General features: G+C 69.7%; 15 protein-coding genes and 1 tRNA gene. 9 read left to right on the top strand and 7 right to left on the bottom strand.

Annotated features, from left to right (window positions below):
- Positions 1–2: 2 nt before the first annotated feature.
- Positions 3–866 (bottom strand): LysR family transcriptional regulator, encoded by an 864-nt coding sequence (locus tag OIE47_RS33230; RefSeq protein WP_326558491.1) that lies wholly within the window; start codon positions 864–866, stop codon positions 3–5.
- Between the two features lie 69 nt (positions 867–935).
- Between OIE47_RS33230 and OIE47_RS33225 the strand changes: the two genes are divergently transcribed.
- Positions 936–1,487 carry a hypothetical protein gene (locus OIE47_RS33225; protein WP_326558490.1) on the top strand — a complete coding sequence of 184 codons (552 nt, stop codon included), beginning with the start codon at positions 936–938 and terminating at the stop codon, positions 1,485–1,487.
- A gap of 85 nt (positions 1,488–1,572) precedes the next feature.
- On the opposite strand, the gene OIE47_RS33220 is transcribed toward OIE47_RS33225, so the two are convergent.
- Both OIE47_RS33220 and OIE47_RS33215 read right to left on the bottom strand, forming a co-directional pair.
- On the bottom strand, positions 1,573–2,271 hold the full coding sequence (locus tag OIE47_RS33220) for a DUF6193 family natural product biosynthesis protein (RefSeq protein WP_326558489.1): 699 nt from the start codon (positions 2,269–2,271) through the stop codon (positions 1,573–1,575).
- Between the two features lie 49 nt (positions 2,272–2,320).
- Positions 2,321–3,517 carry a hypothetical protein gene (locus OIE47_RS33215; RefSeq protein ID WP_326558488.1) on the bottom strand — a complete coding sequence of 399 codons (1,197 nt, stop codon included), beginning with the start codon at positions 3,515–3,517 and terminating at the stop codon, positions 2,321–2,323.
- Here OIE47_RS33215 and OIE47_RS33210 point away from each other — a divergent pair.
- Positions 3,481–4,062, top strand: a complete 582-nt coding sequence (locus tag OIE47_RS33210; protein ID WP_326558487.1) for a hypothetical protein — start codon at positions 3,481–3,483, stop codon at positions 4,060–4,062. The two genes, OIE47_RS33215 and OIE47_RS33210, sit on opposite strands and share 37 nt — an antisense overlap.
- Positions 4,063–4,154: 92 nt before the next feature.
- Here OIE47_RS33210 and OIE47_RS33205 read toward each other — a convergent pair whose 3' ends face one another.
- A complete protein-coding gene (locus OIE47_RS33205) occupies positions 4,155–6,746 on the bottom strand; it encodes a M64 family metallopeptidase (RefSeq protein ID WP_326558486.1) in 2,592 nt (863 codons plus the stop codon).
- 445 nt (positions 6,747–7,191) lie between these two features.
- Here OIE47_RS33205 and OIE47_RS33200 point away from each other — a divergent pair, with 445 nt between their 5' ends.
- Positions 7,192–8,280: a hypothetical protein gene (locus OIE47_RS33200; protein ID WP_326558485.1), complete on the top strand. Its 1,089-nt coding sequence runs from the start codon at positions 7,192–7,194 to the stop codon at positions 8,278–8,280.
- A gap of 27 nt (positions 8,281–8,307) precedes the next feature.
- On the opposite strand, the gene OIE47_RS33195 is transcribed toward OIE47_RS33200, so the two are convergent.
- Positions 8,308–9,303, bottom strand: a complete 996-nt coding sequence (locus OIE47_RS33195; RefSeq protein WP_326558484.1) for an NAD(P)-dependent alcohol dehydrogenase — start codon at positions 9,301–9,303, stop codon at positions 8,308–8,310.
- Positions 9,304–9,525: 222 nt separating this feature from the next.
- On the opposite strand from OIE47_RS33195, the gene OIE47_RS33190 reads away from it, so the two are divergent.
- Both OIE47_RS33190 and OIE47_RS33185 read left to right on the top strand, forming a co-directional pair.
- Positions 9,526–10,650, top strand: a complete 1,125-nt coding sequence (locus OIE47_RS33190; RefSeq protein WP_326558483.1) for a sensor histidine kinase — start codon at positions 9,526–9,528, stop codon at positions 10,648–10,650.
- Positions 10,647–11,312: a response regulator transcription factor gene (locus OIE47_RS33185; RefSeq protein ID WP_326558482.1), complete on the top strand. Its 666-nt coding sequence runs from the start codon at positions 10,647–10,649 to the stop codon at positions 11,310–11,312. The genes OIE47_RS33190 and OIE47_RS33185 overlap by 4 nt, the downstream gene beginning before the upstream one ends.
- Positions 11,313–11,433: 121 nt before the next feature.
- On the opposite strand, the gene OIE47_RS33180 is transcribed toward OIE47_RS33185, so the two are convergent.
- Complete coding sequence (locus OIE47_RS33180) at positions 11,434–12,411, bottom strand: helix-turn-helix transcriptional regulator (protein WP_326558481.1); 978 nt, start codon at positions 12,409–12,411, stop codon at positions 11,434–11,436.
- Between the two features lie 82 nt (positions 12,412–12,493).
- Here OIE47_RS33180 and OIE47_RS33175 point away from each other — a divergent pair, with 82 nt between their 5' ends.
- From OIE47_RS33175 to OIE47_RS33160, 4 genes are all read left to right on the top strand, one after another.
- Positions 12,494–13,672, top strand: a complete 1,179-nt coding sequence (locus OIE47_RS33175) for an epoxide hydrolase family protein (protein WP_326563307.1) — start codon at positions 12,494–12,496, stop codon at positions 13,670–13,672.
- A 65-nt stretch (positions 13,673–13,737) separates the two neighbouring features.
- Positions 13,738–13,810: transfer RNA gene (locus OIE47_RS33170), tRNA-Glu, on the top strand.
- A gap of 154 nt (positions 13,811–13,964) precedes the next feature.
- Positions 13,965–15,338, top strand: a complete 1,374-nt coding sequence (locus tag OIE47_RS33165; protein WP_326558480.1) for an SDR family NAD(P)-dependent oxidoreductase — start codon at positions 13,965–13,967, stop codon at positions 15,336–15,338.
- A gap of 281 nt (positions 15,339–15,619) precedes the next feature.
- Positions 15,620–16,018: a hypothetical protein gene (locus tag OIE47_RS33160; RefSeq protein ID WP_326558479.1), complete on the top strand. Its 399-nt coding sequence runs from the start codon at positions 15,620–15,622 to the stop codon at positions 16,016–16,018.
- 302 nt (positions 16,019–16,320) lie between these two features.
- Here the strand turns inward: OIE47_RS33160 and OIE47_RS33155 are convergent, their stop codons facing one another.
- Entirely contained in the window at positions 16,321–17,829 is a 1,509-nt protein-coding gene (locus tag OIE47_RS33155; protein ID WP_326558478.1) for a phosphoesterase, read from the bottom strand.
- Between the last annotated feature and the right edge of the window lie 74 nt (positions 17,830–17,903).

Here is a 17,903-nt window from a genome sequence, read left to right as displayed (position 1 = left end):
GGTCACCGCTGTTGCCGGACCAGATCCAGGAAGTCCCGCACCAGGGCCTGCCGCTGGGGACGCCAGGTCGCCCAGTACCGGATCTTCGGCAGGCCGCGGATCGGCACCGCGCGCAGGCCGGCGGGTAGCTGCACGCACCCGTTGACGATCGTGGCGCCGATGCCGAGGTCCGACATGTGCACCAGCAGGTCCCAGCCGTCGACCTCGGCGGCGACCTGCCAGGAGACGCCGGCGTCGAGCAGGGCGCGGTCCAGGGCCCGCCGGTGTGGGCGACCGTCCGGGGGGACGACGAGGTCCAGTCCGTCGAGGTCGGTGAGCCCGACCTGGCTCCGGGCGGCGAGCGGATGCCGTTCGTCGACCACGAGCACCTGCGGGTACGCGGCGATCTGGGTCGCTTCGAGCCGGCGCGGAGGGGCGTCGTGTCCGACGACGGCCAGGTCGGCCCGGCCGGAGGAGACGGCCGCGAGGGCGGTTTCCCGGTCGGCGGTGATGACCTGCACGCGTCGACCCTGCCGCGCGGTGCACCGGATCGGCTCGGCGACCACCCAGCGCAGCGCCCCCCGCCCGGCCGCGATGGTCAGTGTGGCCGGGGAATCCTGGTGGAGTTCACGCAGGAACTCGTCGGCCCGCCGACGCGAGTCCAGCGCGAAGGCGGCGAGCCTTTCACCGGCTGCGGTGAGCACCAGACGGCGACCGTCCCGCTCGTAGAGTTCGACGCCGAGCGCGACGGCCAGCTTCCTGATCTTCACGTGCAGGGAGGGCTGGCTGATGTGCAGCGCCGCCGCGGCGACCGTGAAGTTGCGGTGCTCGGCGAAGACCGCGAACGAGCGCAGCGCGTCGGGTTCGAGCAGGTCCCGTCCGGTCATAGTGCAGGACTATAGAACGGTGTCCGAACAATAGTTCCCCGCAGACCGCCGGGCCCGCACCCTGGCAGTATGAATGAGATCAGGACACGAGCCGAACCCCGGCTCGGCATCGACATCGGCCGCGTCATCATCGACGGAACCGCCCACCCGGGCGGCGGGGACACCGCCTTCTTCAGCGGCGACGAGGCGACCATGTTGGCAACACCGGAGATGCCCGACGCGATCGAGGTCATCGCCCGCCTCGTCATCCGGTTCCACGGCCGGGTGTGGCTGGTCTCCAAGTGTGGCCCACGTGTTCAGGACCGTACCCTGCGGTGGCTCGCCGGCCACGACTTCTACCGGCGCACCGGGTTGGCACCCGACCGGGTGCGATTCTGCCGCAGGCGTACGGACAAACGGGTCCACTGTCTCGAACTCGCCCTCACCCATTTTGTCGACGACCATCCCGAGGTACACGCCGCGATCCACGGTGCCGTCGTCCATCAGTACTTCTTCGGGCCCCAGCGTCGGCCGGTGCCCGGCTACGGGCAGCCCACGCCCACCTGGGCCGATGTCGAACGACTTGTCGACCGCTCACTCCAACCGGGACAACCACCCGCTCCTCGGCGTGAGTTGGTGTGACGGCGGCTGGCCGAGCGACACCGCCCATCCCGCGTTGATCGCGCTCGGCGCCGCCGTGCATCGACCGGAGAGATCGACCTGCCGCTCAGTCCGGCAGCTCGGCCAGCAGGAGTCGGAGTGCGCCGGAGGCGTCGGTTTCGTCGTGGGCTCGGCGGTCGCGCATCCGCACCACGTACCGATCGGGGGTGATTGCCGGATCGACCGCGGGAAGGTCGTGGTCGAAGGGCCACTCCGGGCTTCTGCTGAAGCGCAGGGTCCAATGGCTGGTGTACGGCCGCAGCACGCGCAGCCGCGGCTCGTGGAATGCCAGTGCGAGAAATGCCCGCAGCCGGGTTCCGACGGGGTTCGCACAATGGTTTTCGTAGAGCCACAGCCAGCTCGACTCCCGGTGGTCGCCGCGTTCCCGTGCCTCGGCGAGGGCCACCGAGCCCAGGAACGGCCACGCTGCTGCGACCTGCCCCGGCCGCGCCCCGGACAGCCACAGCGCTGCCGCGTCGGCCGCTGTCCCCAGATCTGCGGCGTAGCCCTGCAGAAGGGTGAACCCGCTGCTGCGGAGCGCGAGGCGAAACCGTCGCTCCCAGGGGCTCAGTAGCAGGTCCGCGTGCAACTCGCCGTTCTTCACCGTCGCGGTGCGATGGGGGTTTGGGCTCTCCCTCGGACCCACCCGCAACGGTATGTGCTTCCCTTCGAACTCGGCCTGCCAGGCGACGATCGTGTCACCCATCGCGACAACCTCCGGATACCAGCGCGCCGCATCGCCCCAGACAACCCGTGCGTCAGCCATCGCTCCATGATGCATACACACGATCGCGCCAGCCACCGTCACCGAGCCATCAGCAGCGTCCAAGGATTCTCCGATCGCTGGCACGGAGGGGTGGCGTTCGTGGCAGCAGGCCGGTCCCGGGGTGGTCGGTGCGGAACTTGAACAGCGCCGACGTGCTGACGTCGGTGTCGACCAGGTCGAGATGACCGAGGTCGTACCGGTCGAGGACGGGGAGCACGGCGTCGGTGACGGGTGTCCCGCGCAGGCTCAGTGACCTGAGCCCGGCAACGCCGTCGAGCAACTCCACAACTTGCTGGTCATCACCTTGGGTGAGATGGATGCCTAGGCGATCGAGATAAGTGGGCATCCGTGTGGGGCCGGCGATGGTTGGAGCAACGAGGCTTATGTCCCGTGCGTACGGGCCGAAGGTGCCGTCCAACCACAGTGTTTCGTGCGCGGTGAGGCTGATGGAGGTCACGGCCGGAGCCACCTCGGCGATCGCGTCGTGACCCCATGGACGTGGCGCCAGGTTCGTGATCGTCAGATCCTTGAGCGTGTCCAGGTGATCGTCGGCGGCGCTGATGTGGAACCTGCCGGGGGCTGTCAGGGCCAGGCGCAGTACCCGAAGCGCCGGGAACCGGGCGAGCGCCGACATGGTGCCGAGTGCGCACGCCCGATGTTCGAAGACCTCGACATGCGGCAGGTCCGGTAGGGCACGCAGTTCATCGTCGTCGAACGCATCGGTGTTCAGCTCGAACGACCACACGTTGCCGGAGACATCTGCCAGATGCGCGAGATCGGTGCTGTCCCAGCACCCCGTACGCGTGTGAATGCTGAACGGGGTCTCGTCGTACGAGGGCGGAAGCGCCGGACCCACGACATGGAACGGCGGCACCCCCTCCCCGGCGTGGTAGAGCTTTGTGTCGTCGTCTGTGAATCGTCCGCAACAGACGAGTTCGACAACCGTGTCGGTGCCCGTCTCACCAACCAACGCGACGTTGATCCACTCGGGCACCCAGCCGTCACGCCACAGCTCCGCCACGGCGCCCGCTGCGTCGCACCTGCGCAGCGCGGCCGCGCGACCTGCGGCACTGTCCGCCGGAAATCTCAGGTCGCCGGACAGCGGACCGTCCCCGTCGTAGGACTGGTCGAGCCGTATGCGGAACACCAACGGGGCCGGCAGGTCTTCGGAGATCATCGGGCGCGCGAACGCATACGCCGACTCGGCCGATGCGGCCAACCGCGCGGCGAACAGATCCCGATCCACACGAACAACCTACCGACCAGCGCCGCTGTGGGCTCGACGCCCGATCGCCGACACGTCCGGGACGGGTCGCCTACGTCTTCCTCACCCATGGCGACCACGGAAGCGACGGTGAGGAGTACGGCCCGGACGTCATCCTCGCCGACGGAGGCGAGAACGCGGTGGTTGTCCAGCCCGGTGCCTTCGTCGGGCCAACCATCCCGCTGACCAGTGGCCCGACGCTCTACCACGAGGACGGGTCGCCGGCGGAGTACACGGTCGACCTGGTCCGCGACGAGGATCCCGAACCCGTCTCGTCCGACGAGTACCTGAAGCTGCCGGCCGAACAACGGGACCGCCACTTCCACGCCGTCGACCACGACAAGATCGGCGGTACGGCGCTGCCGCTCGACCGGCTTGACCTGCCCGGGGGTGGTTCCTGGCGGCTTCTGCTGCGCCTGGCGACGAACTGGACGCCGTTCCACCTCAATCTCGGCGCCGCGCCGGTGCTGCTCGCCTTCCTCTCGACCGACGGTCGTGCGGGCCGCCTACTCGTCGAGGACTCGTAGCGTCACCGTGCGCGCCGCCCGGCGTACCCGGAAAAAGCGGGTGGTGGGTCGGCGCCGGGGCCGACCCACCACCCGTCACACGACGGCGCCGGTCACAGCTTCGCGCAGTCGCCGCTCTTCGAACCGTTCACCTTGTTCGGCGCACCGAAGTCCGTCACCGGGGCGCTGTTGCCCGAGCAGCTCACCGAACCGTTGAAGCGGTTGCCGACGAACAGCGGACCGTAGGCGCCGGCGAGCCGGCTGTACCGCTCGTTCGCCGAGACCTGCGTGTTGCCGGAGAACGCGAGCGCGCCGTTGAACGTGGTGCCGGCGATGGTCACGTCACGGGTGGTCCCCGTGATCTGGGCCGCGCCGTTCAGGCTGGAGCCGAACATCTGCACCGCCTGGGCGCCCGCAGACACCAGATTTCCGTTGATCGAACTGTCCCGGACGACCAGCGAAGCCCCGGCGCGTACGGTCACCGAGCCGTTCACCTGGGCGTTGGTCAGGCAGGTCACGCCCTGCTCGACCACCACCCGCGTCTGGCGGCCGGTCAGCGTCGTGGTGCACGTCGGCGAGGATCCCGGCAGCACGGTGGCCCGGTAGCTCTGGGCCGCGCCGATGTTGCCGGCCGGGTCGATCGCCCGGTGCTCCACCAGGTGCGTACCGAAGCCCGGCACGAACCCGCCGCTCGGGTGGTCGTCCGGCAGGGTCTGCTCGAACGTGGCCCGGGACAGGCCACCCGTACCGAGGTTGCCGTACGTCAGCGCCTTCACGCTCGTACCGGAGTGGCGGAACTGGAACGGCGACTCCGGCATCGGCTGCTCCGGGAAACCGAAGTAGTTGAACCAGCCGTCGTTGTCCAGGCGGAGCTGACCGACGACGTACCGCTTCTCGTCGTAGCCGGTCTGGTCGTCGCGCGGGTCCAGCCGCATGTCCCAGCCGTCGAAGTACACCGGGTGTTCGATCGCACCGGGCAGCGTGGTCAGCGGGGTCGACAGCGTACGCGGCGCGGTCGGCAACGCGTTGTCGACGGTCCACTCGGCCCGGTCGGAGACGCCCGGGGCGGCCGGGTCGGTCACCGTCGCGACCAGCTTGTGCGTACCGGGCGCCAGCCTCAGCGCACCGAGGTCGACGGTCCGGCTGTTGTACGGGTTCGGTACCGCCTTCCCGTCGACCGACCAGGCCACGTCGAGTACCCGGTCGGTCGGGTGGTTCGTCTCCACGAAGACGACCTCGTCACCGGCGACCGGCTGGGTGGCGATCGTCGCGGAGGTGATCTCGGCAGCGGGGGCGGACGGGGTCACCGTCTCCTCGCCCAGCACCCACTGACGGGTCTGCACGAACCGAGGCCCGTTGTAGCCCGAGTCGGAGGCGGTGTTGTTGGTCGACGGGTTGCGTACCCAGTCGGTTCCGTCCGGTCCCACCGGGTCGCGTACCTCGACGTGCACGACCGTGCCCGTGGGCAGGTTCAGGTTGCCCAGGTCGAGGCTGCGGCTGTTGTGGGTGTCGAGCACGGTGCCGTTCGGGCCGCCGACGCGCCAGGTCACCTGAAGCTCGTGGTAGCGCGGCTGTCCGGTCTCGACCCACAGCACCCCGTCGCGGGCGACGGTACCGAGCGGGGTCTGCCGGACGTTCATCTGGCCGGCGTTACGCATGCCGGTGATCCGGGCGACCATGTTCTCCCGGCCGATCTGGTCCAGGTCGAACCCGATCCACCGCATCATCGAGTGCTCGCTCGGGCGGCGCTGACCGCAGGGGTACGAGCCACCGCCCTCGTGCAGCCCGATCGTCCCGCCGGAGAGGCTCTCCTCACCGAGCCAGCGGAACCACTTGTGCTGGTCGGCGATCATCTTCTGCTCGTCGGTGTACGTGGTGTGGTGGAAGCTGCCCGGCTCGTTGCCGGTGTAGCAGTTGCGGACCACGTCCCGGGAGCTGTACGGGTACTCGTCGGCCAGCGTGCCGAGCGAGTGACCCAGCTCGTGCAGCGAGATCAGCGGTCCCTGCGGCGAACCACCGGAGGTCGTCGCGTTCGTCCCGCCGATGCCGCCGTACGTGAAGGTGTTGAAGATGGCCAGCGACTGCACGTTCTGCGAGGTACGCGGGATGCCGAGCACCGGAGCCACGTACGTGTCCATGATCCGGTTGTAAGCCTGGTTGCCGGTCTCGCAGGGGTTCACCCCCGGCGGGTAGTAGGCGGCGAAGTTCTGGCAGTCCACCGGCGCTCCACCGTACACGGTGCCCCGCGACAGCGGGTCCCGGCAGCCGTCCTGGTAGATCATGCGCAGCGCGGTGTTCTTCGCGTCGATGGGACCCTCGCGCTCGCCGGTGTCCCGGATCGTTCCGTCCGAATTGCGGACCCGTCCGTCCGGGTCGCACCTCACGCCGTAGTCGATGGAGGCGAGTTCGACCGCGTAGACGTTGATGTAGTCGCGGTAGGTCCGGAACGGCTCGGTGGCCCACATGACGGCCAGGTTGCGGTCCACGTCCGCGAAGAACAGGCTCTGCTGGTCCGCCTGGTAGCCGTCACCCATGATGATCAGGTTGAGGCGCTCGCTGGTCGGGCCGGTGACCTGGATCGGATGGACCTTCGGTTCCGGCAGCGGTCCCGGCGCCTGCGCCGCCAGCGACGCCGGGACGGGGCCGGCGACCAGCAGACCGGCCGCCAGACCCACCACCGCGAGAGTTGCTCTCCACCGTCTCACAAGCTCCACCTCACCTCTCAGGTGCCGGTACGCGTCCGGCACTCGACCGCGTCGGGCGCGGATCATGGGTGTTCAGACCAGGAAAGGGTGCCGGGGGTGGCCGGCCCGTCCGCTCAGGGCCCGATCCGCGCTGCGATTCCCCGACATCGATCCAAGGTCGATCGACGGTATCCGCCGGCCTCGATCGGCAGCACCGGACACCTGACGGAAGATCGGCGGACATGATCCGTCCAACGTCGCAACGGCACGATGACGCTGTTCGCGTACGTCGACAGTGATCGTGTCTGGGACGCCTACCACTTCATCGTGGACAGGGTGGTACCGGCCGTGGTCGGAGTTTTGCGGGGTGGTCGACCTGGCGGTCGGCGCGGCCCTGGTCGTCGCCGCCGCAGGTTGACCCGGCACGGCTGAAGGGTTGTCGGTGGCTGCCGACAGAATGTCGCGCATGCCCACCGTGAAGGATCGCCACGAGACGTGGCGAACGGAACTGCTCACCCCGGTCGCACGGCAGTGCGGGCCCGCCGGCCTGACCGCGAGCTTCGAGGACCTCCCCTCGAAGTGGCGTGACACGCCGGTCCGGACGTTGCGGTGCACGGACCCGGACAACTCCTGGGCCGTCCTGGTCACCGTGGTCCGTGGCTACCGCCAGCCGCCGGGCGACTCGCTCAGCCCACCGGTCGAGCGGGCCGAGGTCCGCCAGCGCCGGGAGCGTCGCCGGTTCGACCACCGTCAGACCAGCGCCGCATCGCCCCGGGTACGGATCGGCGTCGTGTCGGACGAGGCCGCCGCCGACCTCGACACGCTCGACCGGTCCGCGTTGTGCTGGCACTTCCCGCGCGGGAACACCGGTGCCTACCAGCGGTCTGCGGTCGTCGCGCTGGCCGGCTACGGCGACCAGCGGCCGCACCTGCGCGGCCGGTGGCTCACCGCTCGGGTCGAGGGTGACGAATTGCTCGTCGGCACCGACGAGCTGATCCCGGCCAACCAACGGCACCGGTGGGACAGCGCCCGCTGGTTGTGGGACCGCCGGCAGGCGAACACCCCGGCGACGCTGCGCTGGCAGGTTGATGGGGCCGAGCAGGCCGCCGCAGCGGTCGCGGCCGTCCGCCGTGGCGCGTTGCCCGAGGCGCTGACCAGCGCCGGGGTGCAGACGGACGAGGAACTCGACGCGTTGCTGACCGGGGTGCCGTACCGGCTCTCCGACGCGGAACTGACCCCGACCTGGGTGGCGAACCTGTACCGGGGTCTCGCCGACCTCGCGCCCTGGCGGCTGGATGCGGCGTACCGGGGTTGGCGTGACGGCCGACTGGCGCAGGGTCTGCCGGTCCGGGACCCGGTTGTCCTGTTCGGGCTCGGGGGAGTCGGCGCGGCCCGCAAACCGAAGCTCGCCCTCGACCACACCGGTGACGCTCCACTGCTGTGCCTGATCCACACCGGCAGCAGTGCGGTGCTGCCGTACGCACACTGGACGGTTCCCGTCGACCTCGACGCCCTGCTGTACGGGTGGCAGCCGAACCTGCCGTACCCGCACTGACGATGCTTCCCTGAAACACCCGGTACTTCAGACGCTGATGACGACCTTCGCGCGTGCGTGCTCCACCTCGAGGTAGCGGATGGCCTCGGCGGTCTCGCCGATCGGATAGGTCCGGTCGATGGCCGGGGTGACCTTTCCGGATTCGGCGAGTTCCCGGAGCGCGACCAGGTTCTCCCGGCTGGGAGACGCGGTGGGCACGAGGAGCCGGTGCGCAACGAAGCGGGACAGCAGGTGCGCCCGGATGAACAGGCCCATCGGACCGACCAGGCTGCCGCCCCGGGACACCCCGCCCCCGGAGAGAACGAGGGTGCCGGTGGGGGTCAGTGCCCGCCGGCAGTCGGTGAGCGACCGGTTGCCGACGAGGTCGAGGACGACGTCGTAGCGGCGGGTACCGTCGGCGAAGTCGTCGCGGGTGTAGTCGACGACGTGATCGGCACCGAGCCTCCTGACCAGCTCGACGTTCCTGGTGCCGCAGACGCCGGTCACGTCGGCGCCGAGCGCCCTGGCGATCTGTACGGCGAACGTGCCCACACCACCCGAGGCCCCGTTGACCAGCACCTGCTGTCCCGGCCGCACCCGTGCCGCGTCGCGCAGGCAGACCAGGGCGGTGTTGCCGGCCAGTGGCACGGCGGCGGCCTGTGCGAACGTCAGGTTGGCCGGTTTCCGTTCCACCAGGTCGTCCCGTACGCACGCGTACTCGGCGAACGCACCGTCGGCCTGACCGAGGTCGCCGTACACCTCGTCACCGGGGCGGAACCGGGTCACCGTCCCGCCCACCGCTTCCACCCGACCCGCGAAGTCCCTGCCCCGGATCCTCGCCCTGGGCCCGGCGAAGCCGAACACCGCGGGCGTCATGAGCCGCGCCACGTACGGATCACCCCGCATGATGTGCCAGTCGTAGGCGTTGACCGCGGCGGCATGCACCCGGACCAGCACCTCGTTGTCGGCGGCGATCGGCCGGTCGACCTCCCGGAGCCGCAGGACGTCGGAAGAGCCGTACCGGTCCTGGACGATTGCCTTCATCAGATCTCCTCGTACGCGTCGTCGACGTGGGACGGGCCGGGCCGTGGCGCCCGTCATGTCTCCACAGGGTGCCGGCACCGGCGGTGGCCCCACCTCCGGCCGGGGGAGGCGCCGCCCCTGCTCCCGTGGCGGTACCGCCGTGCCCGGTGTACTCCGGGTGGAGTAGTCCGGTCGCCTCCTTCGGGTGGCGACGACCGGGGCGCCGGTCGCTACAGTGCCTGCATGACCCCGTCCGGGCAGCGCCCGCCGCCGCGGTCCGCGCCCGGCCTGGCGCTGCTGACCGCGTTGGTCCAGGCCGCGGGCACGGCGACACTGGTACGCGGCCAGCAAGCCGACGTGGGCGTCGTCGGATACACCCTGCTTGTCCTCGGTGGACTGGCGCTGGCCGACCGGCACCGGTTCCCCCGACGCAACTTCGTCATCGTGGCCGTGGCGACCACGGTGTACCTCGTCCTGGACCATCCGCCCCACTTGGCGTTCGTCGCACCGGCGATTGCCGTGTCGGCCGCGATCACCGCCGGGCACCGCTGGCTGGTCTGGTCGGTCGCGTTCGGCGGGTACGCCGTCTGGCTCGGATCCGGCGCCGCCACGATCGACCGGGCGCTGACCGGGGCGGCGATCGTCGTCGGGCTGGGACTGTTCACCGAGCTGGTCACCCCGGCGGTCCGGCTGGTCCAGCAGGCGGCGCGGGAGCAGTGGCGACTGAACGAGGAGCGGCAACGCCGGCAGGCCAGCGAGGAGCGGCTGCGCATTGCCGCCGAGCTGCACGACGTACTCGGCCACCACCTATCCCTGATCAACATCCGGGCCGGCGTCGCCCTGCACCTGATGGCCCGCGAACCCGACCAGGCCCGGGTCGCGCTCGACACCATCCAGCGGACCAGCGCCGAGGCGCTACGCGAGGTCCAGTCGGTGCTCAACACGCTCTACCCGACCGGCGGGGCCGCGCCGCGCTCCCCGGCGCCGGGACTCGACCGGCTCGCCCACCTGACCGTCGACGCCGGTCTACCGGTCCGAACCGTGGTCGGCGGCGAACCCCGTCCACTGCCGGCCGGAGTGGACCGGGCCGCGTACCGGGTCGTCCAGGAAGCGCTGACCAACGTACGCCGACACGCGGGTACGGGTGCCGTCGCCACCATCACCATCGAGTACCGGCCGGAGGCACTCATGGTTCAGATCGACGACGACGGTGGGGCGGGGGAGCCGCGCGACGCCCCGGCCGGCAACGGGATCACCGGCATGCGCGAGCGGGCGGCGGCGCTCGGCGGTGTGCTGACCGCCGGACCCGTACCCGGCGGTTGGCGGGTGCACGCCCACCTGCCCCTCGACCCGGAACCCGCGCCATGATTCGGGTGGTTCTCGCCGACGACCAGGCGCTCGTCCGGGCCGGCTTCCGGGCGCTGCTCGACGCCGAGCCGGACATCGAGGTGGTCGGCGAGGCGAGTGACGGTGCGCACGCGGTCCGGCTGGCCCGGCAGGTACGGCCGGATCTGGTGCTGATGGACATCCGGATGCCCGGTGTCGACGGCCTGACCGCGACCCGGCAGATCGCCGGTGACCCGTTGCTCGCCGGGGTTCGGATCGTCGTCCTCACCACGTTCGAGCTGGACGAGTACGTGGGGGAGGCGCTGCGAGCGGGCGCGGCCGGCTTCCTGGTGAAGAGCACCGTGCCGGCCGAACTCATCCGAGGCGTTCGGGTGGTGGCGGCCGGCGACGGTCTGCTCTCGCCGAGCGTCACCCGTCGGGTGATCGAACAGTTCGCGGCCCGGACCGCCAGCCCGGCCCCGTCCCGGAAGCTGGCCGAGCTCACCGACCGGGAACGCGAGGTGGTGGCGCTGGTCGGCACCGGCCTCTCCAACGATGAGATCGCCGCCCGGCTGGTGGTGAGCCCGGCCACCGCCAAGACACACGTCTCCAGGGCGATGGTCAAGCTCGGCGCCCGTGACCGCGCGCAGCTTGTTGTCTTTGCCTACGAGGCCGGGCTGGTCCGGCCCAACTGGCTCCGCTGACCGCTCCGCCAGTACGCCGCGATCGACTGGCACTTCACCCAGTGGCAGGCCGCCCTGCTCGCCGCGAAGCCACCACCGCAGCGCCGATGGTCATCGCCGATGGTCGTCGACCTGGTGGCGGCTACCGCCGGCCCGGCGACGTTGCCGCCGCGACCGCGTTGAGGCAGCGGTCGGCCTGGGCGCGGAAGGCGTCGGCCAGCTCGGCCGGCCCGCTGGTGAGGGTGAAGTCGGCGTTGACCGAGGTGATCATCCAGACCAGGTCCGAGGGGCTGGCGGCGCCCACGTGCAGCCGGCAGGTGTGCTCGTCGACGGCCTCGACGACGCCCATTCCCGGCCAGATCCGCTCGGCGACGGCCCCGGCGGGTTCGTGCAACGTGACCGTTGCCCGGTAGGGCCAGGCCAGTGCCGACAGCCGGCGGGAGAGGTACGCCGCGACGTCGCCGTCGGGCGGTTGCCGGGGCGGGAACCTCGGGCCGGTCGGCGTACGCGGGGTCAGTCGGTCCACCCGGAAGCTGCGCCAGTCGTCGCGCTCGGTGTCCCAGGCGACGAGGTACCAGTGCCGGCCGAAGCTGACCAGACGGTGCGGCTCGACCGTACGGACCGTCTCACCGCCCCGGGGACTGCGGTACGCGAACCGCAACCGTTCGTTGCGGCGACACGCGTCCGCGATGACCATCAGCGTTTCCGGGCTGACCACCGGGCCGGTGCCAGCCACCCGGACGGTCGCGGTGTGCAGCGTGTTCACCCGGTGCCGCAACCGGGATGGCAGCACCTGCTCCAGCTTGGCCAGGGCACGCAGGGAGCTCTCCTCGACCCCGGCGACCGAACCGCCGGCCGCTGTACGCAGTCCGACCACCACCGCCACCGCCTCGTTGTCGTCGAGGAGCAGCGGCGGCAGCGACGCACCCGCCCCGAGCTGGTAGCCGGCGGTGCCCTGGGTTGCCCGTACCGGATATCCGAGCTCACGCAGCCGCTCCACGTCACGCCGGACCGTACGCGTGGAGACGTTGAGCCGGTCGGCGAGATCGGTGCCGGACCAGTCGCGACGCGCCTGCAACAACGAGAGAAGTTTGAGCAGTCGGACGGATGTGTCGCGCATGGGTTCAGATTGCCCGATCGTTAGGACCGGAACAGTCCTAACCGCGCCCTAGCTTGTGCCGGTGACCATCACCGAACAGGACATCCGCTCCTTCCGTGTCGACATCCCGCAGGCCCGGCTCGACGACCTCACGGCCCGGCTGGCCAACACCCGCTGGCCGGACGAGGTGCCCGGGGTCGGCTGGAGCCGGGGAGTGCCGCTGGACTACCTGAAGGATCTCGCCGAGTACTGGCGTACCCGGTACGACTGGCGGGCGCAGGAGGCAGCGCTCAACCATCTTCCGCAGTACGTCACCACCGTGGACGGACAGAACATCCACTTCGTGCACGTACGGTCACCCGAGCCCGACGCCACGCCTCTGGTGCTGCTGCACGGCTGGCCCGGGGGATTCGTGGACTTCCTCGACGTCATCGGGCCGCTGTCGGACCCACGTGCCCACGGCGGCGACCCGGTCGACGCCTTCCACCTGGTGATTCCCTCACTACCCGGCTTCGGGTTCTCCACGCCCCTCGCCGGGCCGGGCATGGGCTCGACCAGGATGGCCGAGGTGCTGGTACGCCTCATGTCCCGGCTCGGCTACGAACGCTACGGCGTACACGGGTACGACACCGGTTCGTGGGTCGGCCCCGCGATGGGTAGGCAGGCACCGGAGCACATCATCGGCGTACACGTCAACGCGCTGGTCACCTTTCCGATCGGAACCGACGGTGAGTTGGACGGACTCTCCGAGGTCGAGCAGAGACGCTGGCAGGCGATGCAGAACTTCAACGACGGCTACCTCCAGTGCAACTCCAAGCGTCCGCAGACGGTGGCGTACGGACTGCACGACTCGCCGGTGGGTCAGCTCGCCTGGATCGTGGAGAAGTTCAAGGAGCTCACCGATCCGGAGGACGGACTGCCCGAGGAGAGCATCGACCGGGACAGGATGCTGACCGACGTGTCGTTGTACTGGTTCACCGGCACGGCCGGGTCGGCAGCGCAGGTCTACTACGAGGAGATGTCCGGCAACGACTGGAGCGACACCACTGACGGGGACGCCACCCGGGACGGAAGCGACGACGCCTGGGCGGCGGGTCAACCCGCGACCGTGCCCACCGCCGTACTGGTATCCGGCCACGACGTCACCATCCGCCGTTGGGCCGAGCGGGATCACCATGTGGTGCGCTGGACGGAACTCGACCGGGGCGGCCACTTCCTCGCCATGGAGGCACCGGACCTCCTGGTCGCGGACGTTCGGGACTTCTTCCGACAGCTGCGCTGAGGCACCCGGGGGTCCGTTACCCGGTCGCGGTGCGCCGGCCGGAATCGCTAGGCTGCCACGCGGTGGGACCTGTAGCGCAGGGGTAGTCGCGCCGCCCTCTCAAGGCGGAGGATGCCGGTTCGAGTCCGGTCGGGTCCCACCACCGCCGCGGTGGTCGGTCGCGCGGAGGTCGACGCGACGCGCCGCACATCCGGAGGACGCCGGTTGGTTCCGGCTCGTTCCCCGGGCCGGCCATCGGGCCGAGCTTGCCCCGGTCGCCGCGGAAGGTGGTCCAGGCAGAAACGGGGAGACGGTGAACGGCGACGAGGTCGAGGCCGCGCTGCGGGTGCTCGGCGAGATCCGGGCGCTCCCCGTCGACGACCCGCGTCGCCAGCGGGTGCAGCGTGCGGTGGACGGGCTGCTCAAGGACGCCCAGCGGCAGCGGCGCGCCAACCGTCGCCGACAGACCGCCGCCGCCGACCGGGCGGTTGTCGCTGCCGCCGCGACCGGCGCGGTGGACCGGCCCGATGCCGTCCCGGTCGCCACCCCGCCCGGTGTCGAGCCAGAGCTGGACGGTGTCGGCCGGACCCGACGGGAACGGCGCTGCTACGCCTGCCGCGACCGATTCCGTACCGTCGATGTCTTCTACCACGCGCTCTGTCCCGCCTGCGCCGATCTGCACCGACGGTTCCGGGACGCCGGCACCGACCTGACCGGCCGGCGTGCGGTGGTGACCGGCGGTCGGGTGAAGATCGGCTACCAGGTGGCGCTGAAACTGCTGCGCGACGGTGCCGCGGTCACGGTGGTGACCCGGTTCCCGGCGGATGCCGCCCGTCGCTACGCGCAGGAGCCGGATGCGGCCGCCTGGCTGACGTCGTTGCGGGTGATCGGCGCGGACCTCCGGGACCCCCGCCAGGTGCTGGACCTGGCCGAGCGGCTGGCCGAGGACGGACGCCGGCTGGACATCCTGGTGAACAACGCCGCCCAGACGGTACGCCGCCCGACGTGGGCGTACCAGCCGCTGGTGGCGGCGGAACTGGCGGCCGACCGTACGGGATCGGCGGTCGAGACCGTGGCCGGTTACCGCCCCGGTGCCCCACCTCCCGGCTGGACCGGGGCCCTGGCCACGGTCGCCGACGTACCCGGTGGGCGGGAGCTGGTATCCGTCACCGACGCCACGGGGGCGCTGGTCGTCCCCGGCGTCGTGAACTCGTGGAACACCAGGATCGGCGAGGTCGACCCGGTGGAACTGCTGGAGGTGCAGTTGGTCAACGTGGTCGCCCCGTTCCTCCTGGTCGACCGGCTCCGTCCGGCGCTGACCGCACCCGGCACCAGCCCCCGGTACGTGGTGAACGTGACCGGCCGGGAGGGCTGGTTCGGCGAGGACGGCCCCGGCCCCGACCGCCACCCGCACACCTCGGTCAGCAAGGCGGCCCTGAACATGCTGACCCGGGTCGGCGCGACCGACCTGGCCCGGCACCGGGTCTACATGTGCGGTGTCGACACCGGCTGGATCACCGACGAGAACCCGACCGTGATCAGAGCGCGCCGGGCGGCCGGCGGATGGCGACCCCCACTGGACGTGGTTGACGCGGCGGCCCGGATCTACCACCCGATCATCAGTGGCGAGGCCGGAGCGCCGCTGCACGGGGTGCTGCTCAAGAACTACGCCGTCGTGCCGTGGTAGCCGACCGGGTCGGCGGCGCCGGCCCCGGCTCCACTACGCCGTCTGGTACTGCAACGGCACGCCAGGCAAACTCTGAACGGCCCCACAGAGAGCTCTGTGGGGCCATCCGGTGTCCCTCATCTGATTCGGGGAAGCCTTCCCAGGAGAAGGCAGAGCCAGGCAGGGAAGACTAAAGAGGGTCCCCCCGGGAGTGCTCGTTAGAGGGTTTGCGCAGATCGCCAGGATGTAGGGGAGGGGCGCCGGGATCCTGGATGTTGTGTTTATCTGAGAACATCAAAGCCGTGACTGATGAACAAATGACTATTTTCAACTTCTATGCAACGGTCCTGTCGGCGTTTGCTGCGATCGTTGCTTTGGCTTTTGCTTACGCGGCTATTCGGGCTACGCGGAGGCAAGAGAAGGTTGCAAGAGAGGTTGCCCTGGACCAGAGTCGGCGGCAGTTTGAGCTGCAGCTCTTGCGTGAGCTTTCCGTAATCTTCCATTCCGGTCAGCTGCGGGAGGAGACGGTGCCGGCGGCGCGGCGAATTCTTCTGATGCTTCCAGAGGGCGAGTTCCCTCTGTGGTGGCAAATGATCGAGAGGGCTGGTGATCGATCACCGTCAGCGCTCCTGGAGTATTTGAAGACTAAGGATGACCTGTATGTAGAGATCCTTGAGGCCATCAAACGACGAATGACGTAGTCCTTGACTTCATCTGAAAAGATCGATCCTGTGTGGAACCTGACCTTGTTGACTGGGCAGCCTCATCGCAAAAGGCTCTGAACGTAGGGCATTGCGAAAGGCTCTGAACGTAGGGCATAAGGAATGGCCCCACGGAGAGCTTCTGTGGGGCCATTCAAGCTGTCCTGGGACTCTCGGGAGTCCCATGGAACTTTCAGGCTTTCAACTCAAGATCGTTGATTCATAATCTTACATCTTGCCTGGTAGAAGCCTTGTTTGGTCTTTAGGTGGGATTATTTCGGATGTGGTTCCCTGCTGATTCCTCAGCGCACCTGTACGAACACGGGGTTCGAGTAGAACCACAGGTCGTCCCAGGGGTTCTCCTTGCCGTCGGCGAGGGGCTCGGCCTCGTCGGTGTTGGTGCCGCGGACGCGGGCGTACATGTCACCCTCGACGTTGCGCAGGGTGTACCGGATGACGTGGTCGCGGCCCTGCTGGCGCCAGTCGCGGGGGCCGAACCGGGCCGCGACCCTGGTGGTCGGGTTGGTGTCGGCGTCGAGGTTGGCGTTCGGGCCGGTGATCTGGCCGACGATCAGGTCGACACGCCGGACCTGCGGGCGGTCACCGTGGGCGTTCTTGCCCTCCAGCGGCCGGAACTTGATCTCGATTTCGACGTCGGTCCGGTTGCGGCGGTTCAGCGTGACGGTCTCGCCCGACGTGGCGTTGCGGCCCTGGCCGGACGCGGTGAGGTCGAGGCTGGTGATCAGGTCACCGGTGGTGACGAAGATCCGGCCGTTGCGCAGGCCGTCCATGATGTCGGCGTAGCCCTGCCGGGCGTGCACGTAGGTCTTGCTGTACTCGCCCGGCCAGAAGTCGGAGCCGCCACGGGTCCAGTGCACGTGCGAGTCGGAGGTCGCGGTGATCCACCAGCGCCGGCCCTCGCCGAGCAGCGAGTCCCACAGGCCGCCGAGACGGGCGGTCATCTGGTCGAAGCCGCCGTGGGTCGGGTAGTTGCCGTAGCCACCCCGGGCGCCGCCGTTGAGCGGACCGGCCTGGTGACCGGGGGCACCCTCGAAGCCGACGTAGATCTCCGGCGCGGCGTTGTTGCCGTTACGGAACTCCCGGGGGGTGTCCTGCCCGTAGACACCGAGGCCGGTCGCCGAGCGGGACGCGTGGTGGGCGATCACCAGCGGGCGCTGCTCCAGGCCGCGGGCGTACTTGAGGAACTCGACCATCTTCGGCTCGGTGTCCCGGCTCGGGTCGGCGGGGAAGGGGTCGTTCTTGGCGAACCGGCTCTCCAGTTCGAACAGCAGCTTCGCCTCGTCGTCGTGACGCGGGATCATCAGGGTGTGGTGGTCCAGGGCCGGTGCGTCGAACTCCATGCCCCAGAACTGCAGCACCTCGGGCACCAGTTTGCGGGAGAGCAGCAGGTCGGGGTACGCCTGCTCCAGGTTCACCTTCGAGTGCGTCGGTCCACCATGGTCGGTGCACATCGCCCAGGTCAGGCCGAAGTTCTTCGCCATGATCGCGTTGGTGACGATCGGGTAGACCGCGTCACCGCCCTTGGTGAACTTCGGCGGGTTGACCGACGTGTCGAACGAGCCGCTGTACTCCGAGTGGATGTGGTGGTCACCGGCACGCCAGGCCCGGCCACCGGCCTCTCCGCCGCCCTGCTTGTCGTCCTTGCCCTCGGCGTCGTTGTTGGCGAACGCCGCACTGTTCCCGATCAGGGGGCTTGCCGCGGCCAGCGTCGCGCCGACGCCGGCGTACTTGACCAGTCGACGCCGGGACAGCTGCGAACGTTCGGTGTCTTCGATATCCTTGCCGTTCAAGGCGGAACCTCTCCTCGATACTGCGGTGGCCGTGTCAACCGCCGAGCATCGGAGGATGGGCTGAAGATCCGGTG

It is taken from the genome of Micromonospora sp. NBC_01796, assembly GCF_035917455.1.
GTDB lineage: Bacteria > Actinomycetota > Actinomycetes > Mycobacteriales > Micromonosporaceae > Micromonospora_G.
The sequence above is the reverse complement of the archived record's forward strand: the minus strand, read 5'-3'. Positions and strand labels throughout refer to the sequence as shown.